At 67.9% G+C, this 16,740-nt stretch carries 17 protein-coding genes; 12 read left to right on the top strand and 5 right to left on the bottom strand.

Annotated elements, in window-relative coordinates:
* The first annotated feature begins 114 nt into the window (after nt 1-114).
* The 3 genes from kdgD to KHO22_RS22885 all read left to right on the top strand — a co-directional run bounded on the left by kdgD (nt 115) and on the right by KHO22_RS22885 (nt 2,724).
* Nucleotides 115-1,029, top strand: coding sequence for a 5-dehydro-4-deoxyglucarate dehydratase (gene kdgD / locus KHO22_RS22875; protein ID WP_211949465.1), 915 nt, complete (start codon nt 115-117; stop codon nt 1,027-1,029).
* 202 nt (nt 1,030-1,231) lie between these two features.
* On the top strand, nt 1,232-1,867 hold the full coding sequence (locus tag KHO22_RS22880) for a YceI family protein (protein WP_211949466.1): 636 nt from the start codon (nt 1,232-1,234) through the stop codon (nt 1,865-1,867).
* A gap of 347 nt (nt 1,868-2,214) precedes the next feature.
* Nucleotides 2,215-2,724: a hypothetical protein gene (locus KHO22_RS22885; protein WP_211949467.1), complete on the top strand. Its 510-nt coding sequence runs from the start codon at nt 2,215-2,217 to the stop codon at nt 2,722-2,724.
* Here KHO22_RS22885 and KHO22_RS22890 read toward each other — a convergent pair.
* Nucleotides 2,684-3,715, bottom strand: a complete 1,032-nt coding sequence (locus KHO22_RS22890) for a Vgb family protein (protein ID WP_211949468.1) — start codon at nt 3,713-3,715, stop codon at nt 2,684-2,686. The two genes, KHO22_RS22885 and KHO22_RS22890, sit on opposite strands and share 41 nt — an antisense overlap.
* Nucleotides 3,716-3,728: 13 nt before the next feature.
* Nucleotides 3,729-4,214, bottom strand: a complete 486-nt coding sequence (locus KHO22_RS22895) for a DUF3455 domain-containing protein (protein WP_211949469.1) — start codon at nt 4,212-4,214, stop codon at nt 3,729-3,731.
* Between the two features lie 244 nt (nt 4,215-4,458).
* Between KHO22_RS22895 and KHO22_RS22900 the strand changes: the two genes are divergently transcribed.
* The 4 genes from KHO22_RS22900 (at nt 4,459) to KHO22_RS22915 (ending at nt 8,079) form a co-directional block, all read left to right on the top strand.
* Nucleotides 4,459-4,776, top strand: a complete 318-nt coding sequence (locus KHO22_RS22900) for a YnfA family protein (protein WP_211949470.1) — start codon at nt 4,459-4,461, stop codon at nt 4,774-4,776.
* 229 nt (nt 4,777-5,005) lie between these two features.
* A complete protein-coding gene (gene adh / locus KHO22_RS22905; protein ID WP_211949471.1) occupies nt 5,006-6,526 on the top strand; it encodes an aldehyde dehydrogenase in 1,521 nt (506 codons plus the stop codon).
* A 115-nt stretch (nt 6,527-6,641) separates the two neighbouring features.
* Nucleotides 6,642-7,670, top strand: coding sequence for an alcohol dehydrogenase AdhP (adhP, locus tag KHO22_RS22910; protein ID WP_211949472.1), 1,029 nt, complete (start codon nt 6,642-6,644; stop codon nt 7,668-7,670).
* A 10-nt stretch (nt 7,671-7,680) separates the two neighbouring features.
* Complete coding sequence (locus tag KHO22_RS22915) at nt 7,681-8,079, top strand: DUF779 domain-containing protein (RefSeq protein ID WP_211949473.1); 399 nt, start codon at nt 7,681-7,683, stop codon at nt 8,077-8,079.
* Nucleotides 8,080-8,099: 20 nt separating this feature from the next.
* On the opposite strand, the gene KHO22_RS22920 is transcribed toward KHO22_RS22915, so the two are convergent.
* Together KHO22_RS22920 and KHO22_RS22925 are read right to left on the bottom strand one after the other, a co-directional pair.
* Nucleotides 8,100-10,037 carry a sigma-54-dependent Fis family transcriptional regulator gene (locus KHO22_RS22920; protein ID WP_211949474.1) on the bottom strand — a complete coding sequence of 646 codons (1,938 nt, stop codon included), beginning with the start codon at nt 10,035-10,037 and terminating at the stop codon, nt 8,100-8,102.
* A 157-nt stretch (nt 10,038-10,194) separates the two neighbouring features.
* The gene (locus KHO22_RS22925; protein WP_211949475.1) at nt 10,195-10,437 is read right to left on the bottom strand and encodes a hypothetical protein; all 243 of its coding nucleotides are present in this window, start codon (nt 10,435-10,437) and stop codon (nt 10,195-10,197) included.
* 185 nt (nt 10,438-10,622) lie between these two features.
* On the opposite strand from KHO22_RS22925, the gene KHO22_RS22930 reads away from it, so the two are divergent.
* From KHO22_RS22930 to KHO22_RS22940, 3 genes are read left to right on the top strand one after another with little or no spacing between them, the layout of a single operon-like run.
* Nucleotides 10,623-11,513 (top strand): alpha/beta hydrolase, encoded by an 891-nt coding sequence (locus tag KHO22_RS22930; RefSeq protein WP_211949476.1) that lies wholly within the window; start codon nt 10,623-10,625, stop codon nt 11,511-11,513.
* Nucleotides 11,514-11,522: 9 nt separating this feature from the next.
* Complete coding sequence (locus KHO22_RS22935; RefSeq protein WP_211949477.1) at nt 11,523-13,568, top strand: penicillin-binding protein 1A; 2,046 nt, start codon at nt 11,523-11,525, stop codon at nt 13,566-13,568.
* A gap of 59 nt (nt 13,569-13,627) precedes the next feature.
* Nucleotides 13,628-14,887: an arsenic transporter gene (locus KHO22_RS22940; RefSeq protein WP_211949478.1), complete on the top strand. Its 1,260-nt coding sequence runs from the start codon at nt 13,628-13,630 to the stop codon at nt 14,885-14,887.
* A gap of 20 nt (nt 14,888-14,907) precedes the next feature.
* Here KHO22_RS22940 and KHO22_RS32565 read toward each other — a convergent pair whose 3' ends face one another.
* Entirely contained in the window at nt 14,908-15,066 is a 159-nt protein-coding gene (locus KHO22_RS32565; RefSeq protein WP_230426971.1) for an arsenite efflux pump ArsB, read from the bottom strand.
* A 319-nt stretch (nt 15,067-15,385) separates the two neighbouring features.
* Here KHO22_RS32565 and folE point away from each other — a divergent pair, with 319 nt between their 5' ends.
* Together folE and KHO22_RS22955 are read left to right on the top strand one after the other, a co-directional pair.
* Complete coding sequence (folE, locus tag KHO22_RS22950) at nt 15,386-16,135, top strand: GTP cyclohydrolase I (RefSeq protein WP_211949479.1); 750 nt, start codon at nt 15,386-15,388, stop codon at nt 16,133-16,135.
* 22 nt (nt 16,136-16,157) lie between these two features.
* Nucleotides 16,158-16,601, top strand: coding sequence for a BLUF domain-containing protein (locus KHO22_RS22955; protein ID WP_211949480.1), 444 nt, complete (start codon nt 16,158-16,160; stop codon nt 16,599-16,601).
* Nucleotides 16,602-16,740 lie beyond the last annotated feature (139 nt).

Here is a 16,740-nt window from a genome sequence, read left to right on the forward strand (position 1 = left end):
TATTCCAATCCCTAGTTGTACGATGACGTACATTGACAACGCCACTGCAGGAACGCGGAACAGCGCCCTGCCCGATCCATCACCATTCGCCGACCCCGGCCCAGGATGAGAGACATGACGACACCGCAAGAACTGAAGCAGATTATTTCCGAAGGCCTGCTGTCCTTCCCGGTCACCGACTTCGACGCGCAGGGCAACTTCCGCCCTGAGACCTATGTCAAGCGCCTGGAATGGCTGGCGCCCTACGGCGCATCGGCACTGTTCGCTGCGGGCGGCACCGGCGAGTTCTTCTCGCTGACGCCGGACGACTATTCCAACGTGATCCGCACCGCGGTGGAAACCTGCGCAGGCAAGGTGCCCATCCTGGCCGGCGCCGGCGGCCCGACCCGCATGGCCATCGCCTACGCACAGGAAGCCCAGCGCCTGGGCGCCAAGGGCGTGCTGCTGATGCCGCACTACCTGACCGAAGCTTGCGAGGAAGGCATTGCCAACCACATCGAAGAGGTCTGCAAGGCCGTCAAGATCGGCGTGATCGTCTACAACCGCGCCAACTCGCGCATCGGCGCCGACCTGCTGGAGCGCGTGGTGGACCGCTGCCCCAACCTGATCGGCTTCAAGGACGGCGTTGGCGAGATCGAAGCCATGGTCCGCGTGCGCCGCAAGCTGGGCGACCGCCTGGCCTACCTGGGCGGCCTGCCGACCGCCGAAGTCTATGCCGCCGCCTACAAGGCGCTGGGCGTGCCGGTGTACTCCTCGGCCGTGTTCAACTTCATTCCGCGCACCGCGATGGACTTCTACCGCGCCGTTGCCGCGGATGACCATGCCACCATCGGCCGCCTGATCGACGACTTCTTCCTGCCCTACCTGGACATCCGCAACCGCCGCCAGGGCTATGCGGTGAGCATCGTCAAGGCCGGCGCCCGCCTGGTCGGCCACGACGCAGGCCCGGTGCGCGCGCCGCTGACAGACCTGAACGAAGAAGAGCTGGCCCAGCTCGACGCGCTGATCCGCAAGCTCGGCCCGCAGTAAGGTCGTCCCGGCGCACGGGACATGAACTGAATACCCCGCCATGTGCGGGGTATTTCTTTTTGGCACGGGCATCGTCGGCACCCATGCCGACGAGCAAGGGCACAGTCATGCCTTTCGTCATTTGCGGCAGCCCGTATGGAATAAATGCCGGACGCCACGCGTTTAGTCAGACGTACCAAAGTTCTTCTGTCGAGGAAGCCTCGTGCGCGATTCGCCACTCTGGGCCGGAGCACCCCGCAGGCACGCGATTGCCGGCTTGCTATTCGCCACGTTCGCGTCGCTGGCGGGATTCGTCAGCCGGGCCCAGCCTGCCGAAGCGAACGAGCAGGCCGATCAGTATGTGCTGCAGCCGCAACGCTCGAGTGTCACCTTCGCTGTCGACGCTTTCTCGCACTCGCAGATCCGGATGCGCTTTCACCGCATGAACGCGCAGCTGGAACGGGCGCATGGCGACCCGGATCCGGGACGCGTCACGGTAACGATCGATGCGGCAAGCGTCGAGGCGCACCCGCGCTTCCTGTCCGCGATCATCCGGGGCGGCGGGATGCTCGATGTCGCGCGCTACCCGGAGATACGTTTCGTCAGTACCCACCTGGTCCGAACCGGGGAAGGCAGCGGTTGGCTGTTCGGCGACCTGACCATCCACGGCGTCACGCGCCCGGTCCGCCTGCTCGTGACGCCAAGCGGTGCCGAGGAAGACCCATGGCATGGCGGCATCCTGGCCTTCACCGCGGTCGGCGAAGTCAGCCGGCGGGAGTTCGGCCTGTCGGCATGGTCTTCCGCCGTGGGCGACGCCGTGCACATGAGTATCCAGGTGGAGTTCGTGCATGGTCCTTGAGGCCCTGGAAATGCCGGGGCCATTTCATCGATGCGACGCTGGGAGAACATCATGTCGAGTCGATTTCTTGCGGCACTGCTTGCCGCATTCATGCTCGCCGCTTGCGGCGGGGACGGGGACGACTCCGGCACCGCGTCCGGATCCGGGGCCGGCGCGGTGGTCGGCGCAAGCTCACCCGGATTCCAGCCGACGCCTGGCACGGGCGGGACTGGTGGCGGCGGCGGCGGCGCGGGCAGCGCGGGCGGGACCGGCGGAGCAGGTGCCGGGTCCGGAATGTAGCGGGCGGACCATGCCTGGATTGAATACCAGCCGAAAGAACCGGCACGCTTCGGCAGTGGAGAACAGCCATGTCATATCGCTTAGCCAGTTGGGTAGCAGGCACTGCGGTCGCGTTGTCCGCATGTGCGTCCCTGCAACCCGTCCAGACCGCGCAGAAAATGGCAGGTAGCCCCGAAAGCTCCGTGCGCGAGACCTTTGGCGCGCCCACGGAGGTCTACAAGCTCGCCGATGGCACCACCCGCTGGATCTATTCGCACCAGCCCCTGGGATACGAGGTCTACGCCGCCGATTTTGACGGGAACGGGAGGCTCGTCAACTTCCGCCAGATGTTGACCGAGAAGGAGATCTACGAGGCCAGGCCCGGGGTATGGACCAAGCGCGACGTGGCCGAGCGCTTCGGCCTGCCGCGCGAGCCGGTCCAGTACTACCCGCTGATGAAGCGCGAGGCCTGGTCGTACCGGCTCTATGCGGCCGGCTACCAGCCGGCCCACTTCAGCGTCTACTTCGACGACCAGGGCGTGCTGGATCGCACGATGATCATTGTGGATTCGTACGGCGGCGACCGCCGGCGCCGGTGAGTGGCCCGCCCGCGCCGAAGCGATACACAACCAGATGGTCCGTGCCGGATTCCGCCGCCCAGGCCTCGCCTGGACGACCCAGCATCTGACGCACATTGGCATCCGGTCGCGGACTGGCGAAGGTCTCGAACCTGCCGGTCTGCGGGTCGAAGCGCAGGACGGCGTTCTTGCCCCAGTCGCTCAGCCATACCTTGTCCTGCTCATCCACATACATTGCGTAGGCATGAGGACTCTCTCCCGGCAGGGTCCATTCGCGCCAGCGGCCGGTGCGGGGATCGTAGGCACCAAGCTTGCCGGCGGTCCATTCGCTGACCCAGAGCACCCCCTGCGAATCCGACCAGATGCGGCGTGGCCCGGACCTTGGCGCGGGAGGCGCAATGACATGCGCGGCACCGGAGGCGGCATCGATGCGGGCAATGTAATCACCGGCCAGCGAAGCAAAATAGATCTCGCCACCCGGCGTCACGGCAATGCCGTATGGACCCCGTCCGCGAGGCGCGTCGAACATGCGCATGCGGCCGCTGACCGGATCGAGCTCGCCGTAGACGCCGTTCTGTCCGGTGAACCAGAGGTGTCCCCGCGTATCGAACACGGCGGTGTTCAGGTTGGCATTGCCCTGCCCGGACGGAAGCGGGAAACGCTTCGCTTCATGCGTCCCGGGGTCGACGCGCAGGATTGCATTCTGTCCACCGTCCGTGACCCAAGCGGCGCCATCCGGCCCGACGATCACGCCATGCGGCGCAGCGCCCGGACCGAGCGGCACTCGGGTGGTCTTGCCGGTTGCCGGATCCAGCCGCCCGAGTTCGCCGGTGGACTGGGCCGTGAACCACACCGTGCCGTCGGGCGCGGGCGCGATGTCGTGGGGATGCGACCCCGCCGGAACCGGGTAGCTCTGGATGCGCGGCGGCATCGTGCCTTCGGCACCGACTACGGTGGCAGCGGCCGCCACGACGCCGGCAGCCAGTACCGCCCCGAGCAAAGGCAGGCGCATCACGGTCTCCTTGTCAGTCGATGAAGACGTAATCGGCCCGGTAGGGCATGCGATTCTCGATGCCTTCCTGACTGCACGCCTGCGGCAGGGCCACGCCGCCTTGCGTATTGAGTCGCTGGACATAGCGTGCGGTCGAAAGCAGGCCGGGGCCGCCCGAGCTGGTCGCCTGCAGCAGCAACAGCGGAATGCTGTCCGCCTCGCGCGCGTTGGCCGCCTGCCGCAGGACCTTGCCTGTCACCTTGCTGCCATCGCTCGCTTCCCAGGTCGGCCCGGCGTAATGCTTGCCGGCAGGCCGGCCATACGCATCATACAAAGCGGCCTCGGGTGCCCTGAATGTCCACACCAGCTGGCCGCCCTGGTCGCGCTTGCATTGATAGACCTGAACGCCGGCGGCGCGCAGTGTGGCAATCACGCGGCCCCCGTCGGCTGGCCGCAACTCGGGCGGTGGCGCGTCGCGGCCTGTTGCACAGGAAGCCAGCAGGCACGCAACAACGGGCATGGAGATGGCCAATGGGCGTGCGGCCCGAGCATTCACCGACATGCTGCCTCCTTGTCTGAGCTGCGCGGGAGCGCCGGTCCCGCTTCGATCCAAGCATAGGCCAAGGACGGCCGAAGCGAGCAGAACAGGGAGCCAGGGCCGGAGGGATTGGCGGGCGACGCCCGTATACTGCGCGAATGATCGTCCAGCCCCCCCGCCATTCCCTTGCCCGACTCCTGGCACGAGGCCGTTCGCGGACAGCCGCATGAGAACCATCGCCCTGTACCTGCTCACCGCTCTCGCTGAGATCGTCGGCTGCTACCTGCCCTACCTGTGGCTGCGCCAGGGTGCCGGCGCGTGGGTGCTGCTGCCTGGCGCGCTGTCGCTGGCACTGTTTTCATGGCTGCTGTCGCTGCACCCCGATGCATCCGGGCGCGTGTATGCGGCCTATGGCGGCGTCTATATCGGCGTGGCCGTGCTCTGGCTGTGGCTGGTCGATGGCCTGCGTCCCAGCGCGTGGGACCTGGCCGGCGTCGGCGTGGCATTTGCCGGCATGGCCATCATCGTGTTCCAGCCGCGCTGACGCAGCCACGGGACCACTGTTCCGTTTTGGAACAGCTGCGCCAGCGCGCAACAGCAGTGCCGCCGGACCGACACAGCCGGCGCCGCAGCAGCGGCGCCTGAAACCTCCGAAGCCCCGCATCCACGCCAGTCTCGCCGCCGGTCCCGGCACCGGCACACCTCTTGCAATGTCTGCCTGGCGCGCGGCGCACCGCCGCGCCGACAAACGACTTCACAAGACGGAGCGAGACATGAACATGGCCGAGATCGCCCAGCTGGGCGTCAGCAACCCCTACAAGCAGCAGTACGAGAACTACATCGGTGGCGCCTGGGTGCCGCCGGCAGGCGGCGAGTACTTCGAGGCCATCACTCCGATCACGGGCAAGCCGTTCACGCGCGTGCCGCGCTCGAAGCAGGAAGACGTTGACGCCGCCCTCGACGCCGCGCATGCCGCCAAGGCGGCGTGGGGCCGCACCTCGACCACCGAGCGTGCCAATATCCTGAACCGCATCGCCGACCGCATCGAGGCCAACCTGACGCTGCTGGCCGTGGCCGAATCCATCGACAATGGCAAGCCGGTGCGCGAGACCACCGCGGCGGACCTGCCGCTGGCCGTCGACCATTTCCGCTACTTTGCCGGCTGCATCCGCGCGCAGGAAGGCGGCATCTCGGAGATCGACGCCGAGACCATTGCCTACCATTTCCATGAGCCGCTGGGCGTGGTGGGCCAGATCATTCCGTGGAACTTCCCGCTGCTGATGGCGACATGGAAGCTCGCACCGGCACTCGCTGCAGGCAACTGCGTGGTGCTCAAGCCCGCCGAACAGACGCCCGCGTCCATCCTCGTGCTGATGGAGGTGATCGGTGACCTGCTGCCTCCGGGCGTGCTCAACGTCATCAACGGCTTTGGCCTGGAAGCGGGCAAGCCGCTGGCCTCGAGCCCGCGCATCAGCAAGGTTGCCTTCACCGGCGAGACCACCACGGGCCGGCTGATCATGCAGTACGCGTCGCAGAACCTGATCCCGGTCACGCTGGAGCTGGGCGGCAAGTCGCCCAATATCTTCTTCGAGGACGTGCTGGCCGCCGACGACGCCTACTTCGACAAGGCGCTGGAAGGCTTTGCCATGTTCGCGCTGAACCAGGGCGAGGTGTGCACGTGCCCGTCGCGCGCGCTGATCCAGGAATCGATCTACGACCGCTTCATGGAACGCGCGCTCAAGCGCGTCGCGGCGATCCGGCAGGGGCATCCGCTCGACCGAGGCACCATGATCGGCGCGCAGGCATCGGCCGAGCAACTCGAGAAGATCCTGTCCTACATCGACCTGGGCCGCAAGGAAGGCGCGCAATGCCTGGCGGGCGGCGAACGCAACCAGTTCGACGGCGACCTGGCCGGCGGCTACTACGTGAAGCCGACCGTGTTCAAGGGCCACAACAAGATGCGCATCTTCCAGGAGGAAATCTTCGGGCCGGTGGTGTCGGTCACCACCTTCAAGGATGAAGAGGAAGCGCTGGCCATTGCCAATGACACGCTCTATGGCCTGGGCGCGGGCGTATGGACGCGCGATGGCGCGCGCGCGTTCCGCATGGGCCGCGGCATCCAGGCCGGCCGTGTGTGGACCAACTGCTACCACGCCTACCCCGCGCATGCCGCATTCGGGGGATACAAGCAGTCTGGCATTGGCCGCGAGAACCACCGCATGATGCTCGACCACTACCAGCAGACCAAGAACCTGCTGGTCAGCTACAGCCCGAACGCACTCGGATTCTTCTGACGACGGACAAGGCATTGCGTATTGCCGGTGAATTTGCCGCCTCGTACCGCGCAGCGCGTGCCATGATCGTAACGGTGCCCGCCTCCCCGGGCACCGCATCCAACAAGGAGTCGATATGCCAGCGATGATGAAAGCTGCGGTGGTGCGCGCATTCGGCGCGCCGCTCACGATCGATGAAGTGCCCGTGCCGCAACCCGGTCCGGGCCAGGTCCAGGTGAAGATCGAGGCCTCCGGCGTCTGCCATACTGACCTGCACGCCGCCGACGGCGACTGGCCGGTCAAACCCACCCTGCCCTTTATCCCCGGCCATGAAGGCGTGGGCTACGTATCCGCCGTGGGCAGCGGCGTCAGCCGCGTGAAGGAAGGCGACCGCGTCGGCATTCCGTGGCTGTACAGCGCCTGCGGCTATTGCGAGCACTGCCTGCAAGGCTGGGAAACCCTGTGCGAGAAACAGCAGAACACCGGCTACTCCGTCAACGGCGGCTATGGCGAGTACGTGGTGGCCGATCCCAACTACGTGGGCCTGCTGCCTGACAAGGTCGGCTTCGTCGAGATCGCGCCGATCCTGTGCGCCGGCGTCACCGTGTACAAGGGCCTGAAGGTCACCGACACGCGTCCCGGCCAGTGGGTGGTGATCTCCGGCATCGGCGGGCTGGGCCATGTGGCCGTGCAGTATGCAAGGGCCATGGGCTTGCGCGTGGCCGCCGTCGACATCGACGATACCAAGCTCGACCTGGCCCGGCGGCTCGGTGCCGAGGTGGCGGTCAACGCGCGCGACACGGACCCGGCCGCGTGGCTGCAGAAGGAAATCGGCGGCGCGCACGGCGTGCTGGTGACAGCGGTCTCGCCCAAGGCGTTCTCGCAGGCGATCGGCATGGTTCGGCGCGGCGGCACCATCGCGCTCAATGGGCTGCCGCCGGGCGACTTCGCCACGCCGATCTTCGACGTGGTGCTCAAGGGCATCACCATCCGGGGCTCGATCGTCGGCACGCGCAGCGACCTGCAGGAATCGCTCGACTTCGCCGCGCACGGCGACGTGAAGGCCACGGTCTCGACCGCGAAGCTGGAAGACGTCAACGATGTGCTCGGCCGCCTGCGCGAAGGCAAGGTCGAGGGCCGCGTGGTGCTCGACCTCTCGCACTGAGGCAGCGACCATGCCGCAAACCCGCGCTGACATCCGGGGGCCCGTGCCGCGCGTGGTCGCCACCCCGGCCGCGCTGGCGCTGATCGGCGAGCTGCGCGCGCGTCATGGTCCGCTGATGTTCCACCAGTCCGGCGGCTGCTGCGACGGCAGTGCGCCGATGTGCTTCGCCGCCGGCGACCTGATCGTCGGCGATGCCGACGTCCGCCTCGGCGAGATCGGCGGCGCGCCGTTCTACATGACGCGCGCGCAGTTCGAATACTGGCAGCACACGCGGCTGGTGATCGATGTCGTGGCAGGCGCGGGCGGCATGTTCTCGCTGGAGAGCGGGACCGGGCAGCGTTTCCTGACGCGCTCGGAACTGTTCAGCGACGAAGAGGCCGCGCGACTGGCCATGCAGCCTGCGCTGTAGGACTGCCCGGCAGTACCGGGCTACTGCGCGCCTCGCAGGCGCCGGTAGATGGTGTTGCGCGACACGCCCAGTTCGCGCGCCACCAGGCTGATGTTGCCGCGATGGCGTTCCAGCGCCTGGCGGATCAGGCCGGCCTCCCAGTCGCGCATGCGCCCGTCCGCCAGAGTCTGTGGCAACGGCACCGCGCCCGCGGCCTGCATGGGTGCTGCGGCATCGCTGGCGAATTCCTCGGGCAGGTGCTCGCAGCGGATTTCCTCCTCGCCCTCCGCCATGATCGCCGCCGTGCGCAGCACGTTGGCCATCTGGCGCAGGTTGCCGGGCCATGCATGCGCGCGCAGGCGCGCCACGACTTCGTCGGACACCCGCTGCGGACACAGCGGCCCGGCCTCGGCCTGCTGCATCGACAGGATGCGCGCGACCAGCACCGGCAGGTCGCTGCGCTCGCTCAGCGCCGGCAGCGTGACCGTGAGCGCGTTGATGCGGTAGTAGAGGTCTTCGCGGAAGGTACCGGCATCAATCATCGCGCGCAGGTCGCGGTGCGTGGCGCATACGATCCGGACATCCACCGCGACCGCGCGCGACCCGCCGAGCGGCGTGACCGCGCGTTCCTGCAGCACGCGCATCAGGCGCACCTGCTGCGCCAGCGGCATGTCGCCGATTTCATCCAGGAACAGCGTGCCGCCGTCGGCCTGCGTCACCTTGCCCGTGCTGCCTTGCCGGCGTGCGCCGGTAAAGGCGCCGTCTTCGTAGCCGAACAGCTCGGCCTCGATCAGCGATTCCGGAATCGCCGCGCAGTTCACCGCCACGAACGGGCCCCGGTTGCGCGGAGACGCCGCATGGATGGCCCGCGCGAGCCACTCCTTGCCGGTCCCGGTACGGCCCTGCACGAGGATCGGGATATCGCGCCCGCTGACCTTGTGCACGCGGCGCAGGACGGCGGCCACGCGCGCGTCGCCGGTGTCGAGCCTGGCCAGCGCGGGCGGCAATGCGGCCGGGGCCTCCTGTGCCGCCGCCGACGGCGCGGGCGCAGCCGATGCCAGGTACTCGATACGGGCAAACACTTGCACGCGGCTCGGCAGCGCCAGCGTCTGCAGGTGTCCGGCAGCCAGCCCGCGCGCCTGCATGGCACGCGCCACCGGCTGCCCGAACAGCCCGCCGAAGCCGCCGGCCATCAGTTGGTCGGGGGGCAGGCCGAACTGGAACAGCGCACTGCGGTTGGCGCCGAGGAAGCTGCCATCCGGCGCGAAGGCAGCCATCCCCTCGAACAGCGTGCCGACAAATTCCGGGCGCGTATGGAAACGCACCAGCACGGCGTCGGTGTAGTGGTTGGCGAACAGGTGGTTCTCGATCATCTGCGCGGACATGCGCACGAGCGCCATGGTGTGCTTGTGGAAGCCGCGCTGGTCGCCGCTCACGTCGAGCGCGCCCAGGGTTTCGCCGCCGGGCCCGAGGATCGGCGCGCACGAACAGGTGAGCTGGTGGTTGGCACGCAGGAAATGCTCGCCGGCATGGATGACGGTGGGACGCGCCTCGGCCAGCGCCGTGCCGATGGCATTGGTGCCCTTGCTCAGTTCGGACCAGGATTCGCCCGGCGCCAGCGCCACGCGCCGCGCCTGCGCGGCGAACTCGCTGTCGCCAAGGCTATGCAGGATCACGCCGGCGCGGTCCGTGAGCAGCACCATGCTGTCGGTATTGGCAATCTGCGCGTGCAGCGTCTCCATGACCGGCAAGGCGTGGCGGTACAGGGCGCGATTGCCGTCGACCAATGCGTGCAGCGCACGCGCGCCGAGTGGCTGGTATTCGGGCAGCAAGCGCTCGTCCAGGCCGAACTCCGCAGAGCGGGCGTGGGCGCGTGCGATCAGCCCGGAGCGGTCGGCGTCGGCCGCGCCGGCATCGGCCGGCGATGCGGCATGGGAAAGGACAGAACGGGCAGCGCCCTGGCTGTCGGCACGATGCATGGCGACGGGTCTCCGGTAGCAGCGCCCGTGCCGTGCGGCCGGGGCCATGCCGTCTCAGGGCGCGCGCGTTGCCGGAATAACCCGGCGGCGGCCGCGGCGGCGTTGTCCGGCAACCATAGCACACGCTGCCCGGGGATTGCGCCTTCACGGCATGGGTCTATCTTTCCTCGTCAAGCAGGTCGTTCAGGATTTCGTCGAAGGTCGCCTGGGCGTCTTCAAGCGCCTGCAGCGCCGCGTCGAACGTCTGCAGCGCCAGCTTGGAGGGCTTGCCGCTGCCTTGCGGGGGATACTGGGACTGCAGGGCCGCAAAGGCGACCTGGACCTGGCGGGTCGCATCGACCACGCGCTGCATCGCCTGCGCCTCTTCGGCGCGCAATTGTTCGTGCTTCTGTTCACTCATGCCGTGGGCTCCTGCCGGCGCTCCGTGGTGGCGCGGCGTTATGAGCCGTATCGTACAAGAACTGAACCGGCTGGCATGGGAACGCGTCTCGACTTGCGCGAAAATCGGTTAGGCTCCACCTTCGGGGGCCGGCTCCGCTGCGTCCCCGAGAGCCACGCCGAGAGCCACAGATTCGGAACCCAGACATGTCATCCCTCATGCGCCGCGCGCTGGCCGCCACACTGGTGACCGCGAGCGGCTTTGCCTGCTACTGGACCTACCTCACGGTCAACCAGGCGCGCCTGCTGTTCGACGCGCGCCGCCGCCCTCCGCGGGACCTGCCCGACGGCATTGTCGGCTATTCGCACCTGGTGCCTGGCGGCGTGCTGCGCGGCTACATCTACCATGCGCCCGGCGACACGGTGCGGGACCTCCTGTTCTACCTGCCGGGCCGCGGCGAGGATGTGCTCGAAACCCTCCAATTCGCCCGCTGGCTGCCGTCGGGCATGGGCTTTGCGACCTTCGACTATCGCGGACTCGGGCATTCCGACGGCCAGCCCTCCGAAGCCGCCGCGGTCGCCGACGCCAGCCAGTTCCTGCTGCACCTGCGCCGCGTCTTTCCCGGCACGCGGGCCCACGTCGTGGGCCGCAGCCTGGGCACCGGCGTGGCCATCCAGCTGGCCGACCTGCAGGACTTCGAAAGCCTGCAGCTCATCACGCCCTATGACTCGATGCTGGAGCTGGTGCGCCAGCGCTTTCCGCTCGTGCCTTTGCGGCAGCTGATGCGCCACCATTTCGATTCCATTTCACATTGCAAGAAAGTGGTCCAGAGCACCAAGGTGCTGCTGGCCGAGTCCGATGATGTCGTGCCGCATGCCTGCTCCGAACGGCTGGTCGCCGCGTGGCCCGGTCCGGTGACGCTGCAGACCATGCACGGTACGGATCACTTCACCATTGTCGAGCGCGAGGAAACCTGGCTGACGCTGTGCGACTTTGCGCGCCAGGTGCAGCATGCCCCGCTCCCGGATACCCCGCGCACGCCGCCGCCGGACCATGACGAGGCCGGTGTGCCGCTTCCGCTGGCCCGGTTCCGCTAAAATGCGCGCATGAAAAAATTCGCAGTCAAGGCAGGTGGCGCCGCGCTGGCGCTGGCTGCTGCCGGCATGCTGCTCGCCGGTTTCGCCGCGGTGGTCAGCCTGCGGCAACTCCCCTCCGTCGATGCCCTGCGCGAGTACCGCCCCGACGTGCCGCTGCGGATCTTCACCAGCGACAACGTGCAGATCGGCGAATTCGGCAGCGAGCACCGCGAATTCATCCCGTTCGAAAAGATGCCGCGCCAGATGACGCAGGCACTGCTTGCCGCCGAGGACGACCAGTTCTACCAGCACGACGGCATCGATGTCCCGGGCATCTTCCGTGCGGCGCTGGCCAACCTGGGCCGGGGCTATGCGCAGGGCGCTTCCACCATCACCATGCAGGTGGCGCGCAATTTCTACTTGTCGCGCGAGAAGACGCTCGCGCGCAAATGGTACGAGATCCTGCTCGCCTGGAAGATCGACCGTACGCTCTCCAAGGACCGCATCCTTGAGGTGTACATGAACCAGGTCTACCTGGGCGAACATGCCTATGGCTTTGGCAGCGCCGCCCACGCCTATTTCGGCAAGCCGCTGGACGGGCTTTCACTGGCCGAGACCGCCATGCTGGCGGGACTGCCCAAGGCGCCTTCCACCATGAACCCGGTGGTGAATTTCACGCGCGCCAAGCGCCGGCAGGAGTACGTGCTCGGGCGGATGCTGGCGCTCGGCATGATCAGCCAGGACCAGTACCGCGAAGCGCGGTCCGCCCGGCTCGCGATTGCCACCGACAGTGCCGGCCAGTTCGCCGGACACGCCGAATATGTCGCCGAACTCGCGCGCCAGCTTGCACGCGAGCGTTTCGGCGATGAAGCGTACACGCGCGGCCTCAATGTCTACACCACGGTGTCGTCGGCGCGGCAGACCATGGCCTACGACGCCGTGCAGCGCGGGCTGGACGGCTACGGGCGGCGCCATCGCCTCGCCGGTCCGGACGGCGGGCCTCAGGCAGCGCTGGTTTCGCTGGAGGGCGACACAGGGGCGATCGAAGCCCTGGTCGGCGGCGCCGACTTCGGCGCGAATCGCTTCAACCATGCGACGCAGGCGCTGCGCCAGCCGGGCTCGACCTTCAAGCCGTTCATCTATGCGGCGGCGCTGGAGCGCGGCGTGTCACCGGGCACGCTGATCAATGACGCACCGCTGGACAACGGCTCGCGCTGGCAGCCGTCCAATGACGACGGCCGCTTCCTGGGCGCGGTCACGGTGCGCCAGGCGCTCGCGGACTCGCGCAACCTGCCGGCCATCCGCACGCTGCAGGCCATCGGTATCCCTTATGCGGTGGAGTTCGCCAGCCGCTTCGGCTTTTCGCCCAAGCGGCTGCCGCGCTTCCTGCCGCTGGCGCTGGGCGCCGGCACGACATCGCCGCTGCGGCTGGCGGCCGCCTACTCGGTGTTCGCCAACCACGGCCATCGCGTCGAGCCGTACCTGATCTCGCGCATTACCGACAGCGACGGCAAGGTGCTGTTCGCCGCGGACGCCGACGCCGACGCCGACGCGAAAGCGCCGCGCGTCATCAGTGAACGCAATGCCTTCGTGATGGACAGCCTGTTGCGCAGCGTGGTCGACGACGGCACCGGCGCCGGCGTGCGACGCTACCTGCACCGGGAGGATGTCGCGGGCAAGACCGGCACCACCAACGATGCCGCCGACGGCTGGTTCGCCGGCTACGCCGGCAACGTGGTCACGGTGGCGTGGATGGGCTTTGACGACAACCACACCCTGGGCGCCCGCGAGTTCGGCGCGACCACCGCGCTGCCGATCTGGGCGTCATATATGGAAGGCCGGCTCGCAGGCATGCCGATGGTCGACGCGGCGCCGCCGTCCGGGGTCGTGCGCAGCGCGGGTGACTGGATGTATGCCGAGTACGCCCAGGGCAATCAGGGGATCGCCTCGCTCGGCTTCCCGGCACCACCGCCCGTGCCCGCGTCGGCTCAGGAGGATTCCGCCCCGGTGACCAGTGAAGCCGTGGGCCTGCCTGGCCAGCCTGCCGCGCACGGCGACGACCGGACCAGCCTGTAGCCCCGCGGCCGCCGCGCCGCCCCCCGTCCTCTCCAACCCCTCCAACAAGAAGAAACACAATGTCGAGCGTCAGCGCGCTATGGATCTGGTCGATCGCCGCCCTCACCACGGCCGGCGTGCTGATACGCCCGCTTCGCCTGCCCGAGGCGTTCTGGGCCGTTGCCGGCGCCGCGCTCCTGTGCCTGAGCGGGTTGCTGGCCGTGCCCGACGCACTGGCCGCGGTCGCGCGTGGCCTGGATGTCTACCTGTTCCTGGCCGGCATGATGGTGATCTCGGAACTGGCCCGCAAAACGGGATTGTTCGACCACGTGGCGGCGCTGGCCGTGCGGCGGGCGCGCGGTTCGGCGCGCAGGCTGTTCCTGCTGGTCTATGGCTTCGGCACGCTGGTCACCGCGTTCATGTCCAACGATGCCACCGCCGTGGTGCTGACACCCGCGGTGCTGGCCGCCACGCGCGCGGCCAGGGTGAAGCACCCGCTGCCGCACCTGTTCGCCTGCGCCTTCATCGCCAACGCAGCCAGCTTCGTGCTGCCGATCTCCAATCCGGCCAACCTCGTGATCTTCGGCACGCGCATGCCGCCGCTGGCCGGCTGGCTGGCCCACTTTGCGCTGCCATCGCTGGTGGCCGTGGTGGCCACGCTGGCAGCGCTGTACTGGACGCAGCGCACGGCGCTGGCCGAGCGCATCGACTCCGACGTGCCGGTGCCGCCGCTGAGCCTGCAGGCGTGGCTGACGGCGCTTGGCATCGTGCTGACCGGGCTGGCGCTGCTGATTGCCTCGCTGCGTGGCAGCGACCTTGGCTGGCCCACGTGCGCGGCAGGCATGGCCACGCTGCTGATCGTGTGCGCGACGCGGCGCGACCTGCTGGGTCCGGCCTTGCGCGAAATCTCCTGGGGTGTGCTGCCGATGGTGGCCGGGCTGTTCGTGCTGGTGGCGGCGCTGGAGCATACCGGCGTCATCCACTGGCTGGCGGGAATCATCCAGGCGGCGTCGCAGCGCGACAGCCTGGCCGGACTCCTGGGCATCGGCACTGCGGTGGCGCTGGTGGGCAACGTCGCCAATAACCTTCCGGCGGGGCTGATCGCCTCATCGGCCCTGGCGGCCGGCCATGCGTCCCATGCGGTGACCGGCGCGGTGCTGGTGGGCATCGACCTCGGGCCGAACCTGTCGGCGACCGGCTCCCTGGCCACGCTGCTCTGGCTGACTGCCCTGCGCCGGGACGGACATATGGTCAGTGCCGGCCAGTTCCTGCGGCTCGGCGCCATTGTCATGCCGGCAGCCATCGTGCCGACCCTCGCGATACTCGCACTGGCGCGCTGAGCGCCGCCGGCTGCCCGGCTTCAGCGGTCAACCTGGACCGGGTTGCCAGCGCGCTGCGACAGCGCGCCCTGCCAGCGCAGGCGCGGCGCGCTGACGCGCACGGCGCGGCTATGATGCTCTACGACGCCCGCTTCCATCGTTGGCTGGGGCAGCGGCACCGTGGCGACATGAAGCAACATCAGGCTGCTGCACGGAAACGCAATCGGCAAGATCACTGGGTGGTCCCTGGAAGATACCCCGTCGGGCGGAAGAACCGCTGCCTGTCAGGCGCGGCGGTTCGGGCATTATGTGTGCTTGTCGGCGGCTTGCGTGCCGGACTTTAGCGTTGTCATCAACAATTCACGGAGGCCTTGCGCGGTGTGCACCGTGCATCGCTTGTCCAGTTGCGCGGCAGGTTGTGGGGGCCTGATATCTGCCATATAGTGAAGCACGGTGCACCACTCCGTCCGGCAAGGACGGCGGCATCGTCCGCCCCTTTTTCAACCGAAGCGGCTCTCCATGACAGACAAGGACGCGGCGCATCACGGCGCGAAGAAAACTCCTGGCGACGCCGATCCGACGCGGGGCGAGTCCAGCGTATCGGACCGTATCCGTTCCCGCCTGCTGTCCGCCCGGGAACGGTTCCACGCCAATGACAACATCGCCCGTTTTATCGAGCCGGGCGAACTCGACGCGCTACAGGAAGAAGTGCAGGCCCGCCTCGAAGACGTGTTGCGCGCGCTGGTGATCGACGTGGACCAGGACCACAACACGCGCGAAACCGCGCGCCGCGTGGCCAAGATGTACCTGAAGGAAATCTTCGCGGGCCGCTACGCCAAGCCACCCCCGGTGACGGAGTTTCCCAACGTGGAGCAGCTCAGCGAGCTGATGATCGTCGGGCCCATCCGCGTGCGCAGCGCGTGTTCTCATCACCTGTGCCCGATCATCGGCAAGCTGTGGGTCGGCGTGATGCCGAACCAGCATTCCAACCTGATCGGCCTGTCCAAGTACGCGCGCCTGGCCGAGTGGATCATGTGCCGGCCGCAGATCCAGGAAGAGGCCGTGGCTCAGGTGGCCGACTTGCTGCAGGAGAAGATGAACCCGGACGGCCTGGCCATCGTGATGGAGGCCGAGCACTTCTGCATGCACTGGCGCGGCGTGCGCGATACCGACGCCAAGATGACCAACAGCGTGATGCGCGGCTCCTTCCTGAAGGACGGCAGCCTGCGCCGGGAATTCCTCGCGCTGCTCAACCGAAACGGCAAATAGCGCCACCCTCCGGAGCCGCAGCATGCTCGTCCGCCTGCTTTATGCCAGCCGCGCCCGCCAGACCCTGGACGCCGCCATGCTCGACGCTATCCTGGCCACCAGCCTGGAACGAAATCCGCGCCACGGCATCACCGGCGTGCTGTGCCATGGCAATGGCGTCTTCCTGCAGGCGCTGGAGGGCGAGCGCCAGGAAGTGTCCGGCCTGTTCCAGGCGATCACGCGCGATCCGCGCCACCATGACGTGGTACTGCTGCACTTCGAAGACATCTGCCAGCGCGACTTCGCCGGCTGGGCCATGGGCCACGTCAACGCTGCACGCATCAACACCGCCACCCTGCTGAAATTCTCCGCGCGCGCGGAGCTGGACCCGTTCATCACGTCCGGCCAGGCATCGCTTGCGCTGCTCAAGGAATTGAGCGCCGGCGCATCGGTCGTGGCACGCGCTACCGAACGCGGCCGGCCCTGACTTCCGGCTTCGTACCGGACTGTTCGCGAATAGCCGGTCCCGCGGCCGGATACAGCCCTCTGGCCGCCGATTCCAACTTTCCATGCAAACCTGAAAACACTTGCACACGCCTGCGTTCCCGGCTAAAGTCGCGTCAGAT

The sequence above is a fragment of the Cupriavidus yeoncheonensis genome, from assembly GCF_905397275.1.
GTDB lineage: Bacteria > Pseudomonadota > Gammaproteobacteria > Burkholderiales > Burkholderiaceae > Cupriavidus > Cupriavidus yeoncheonensis.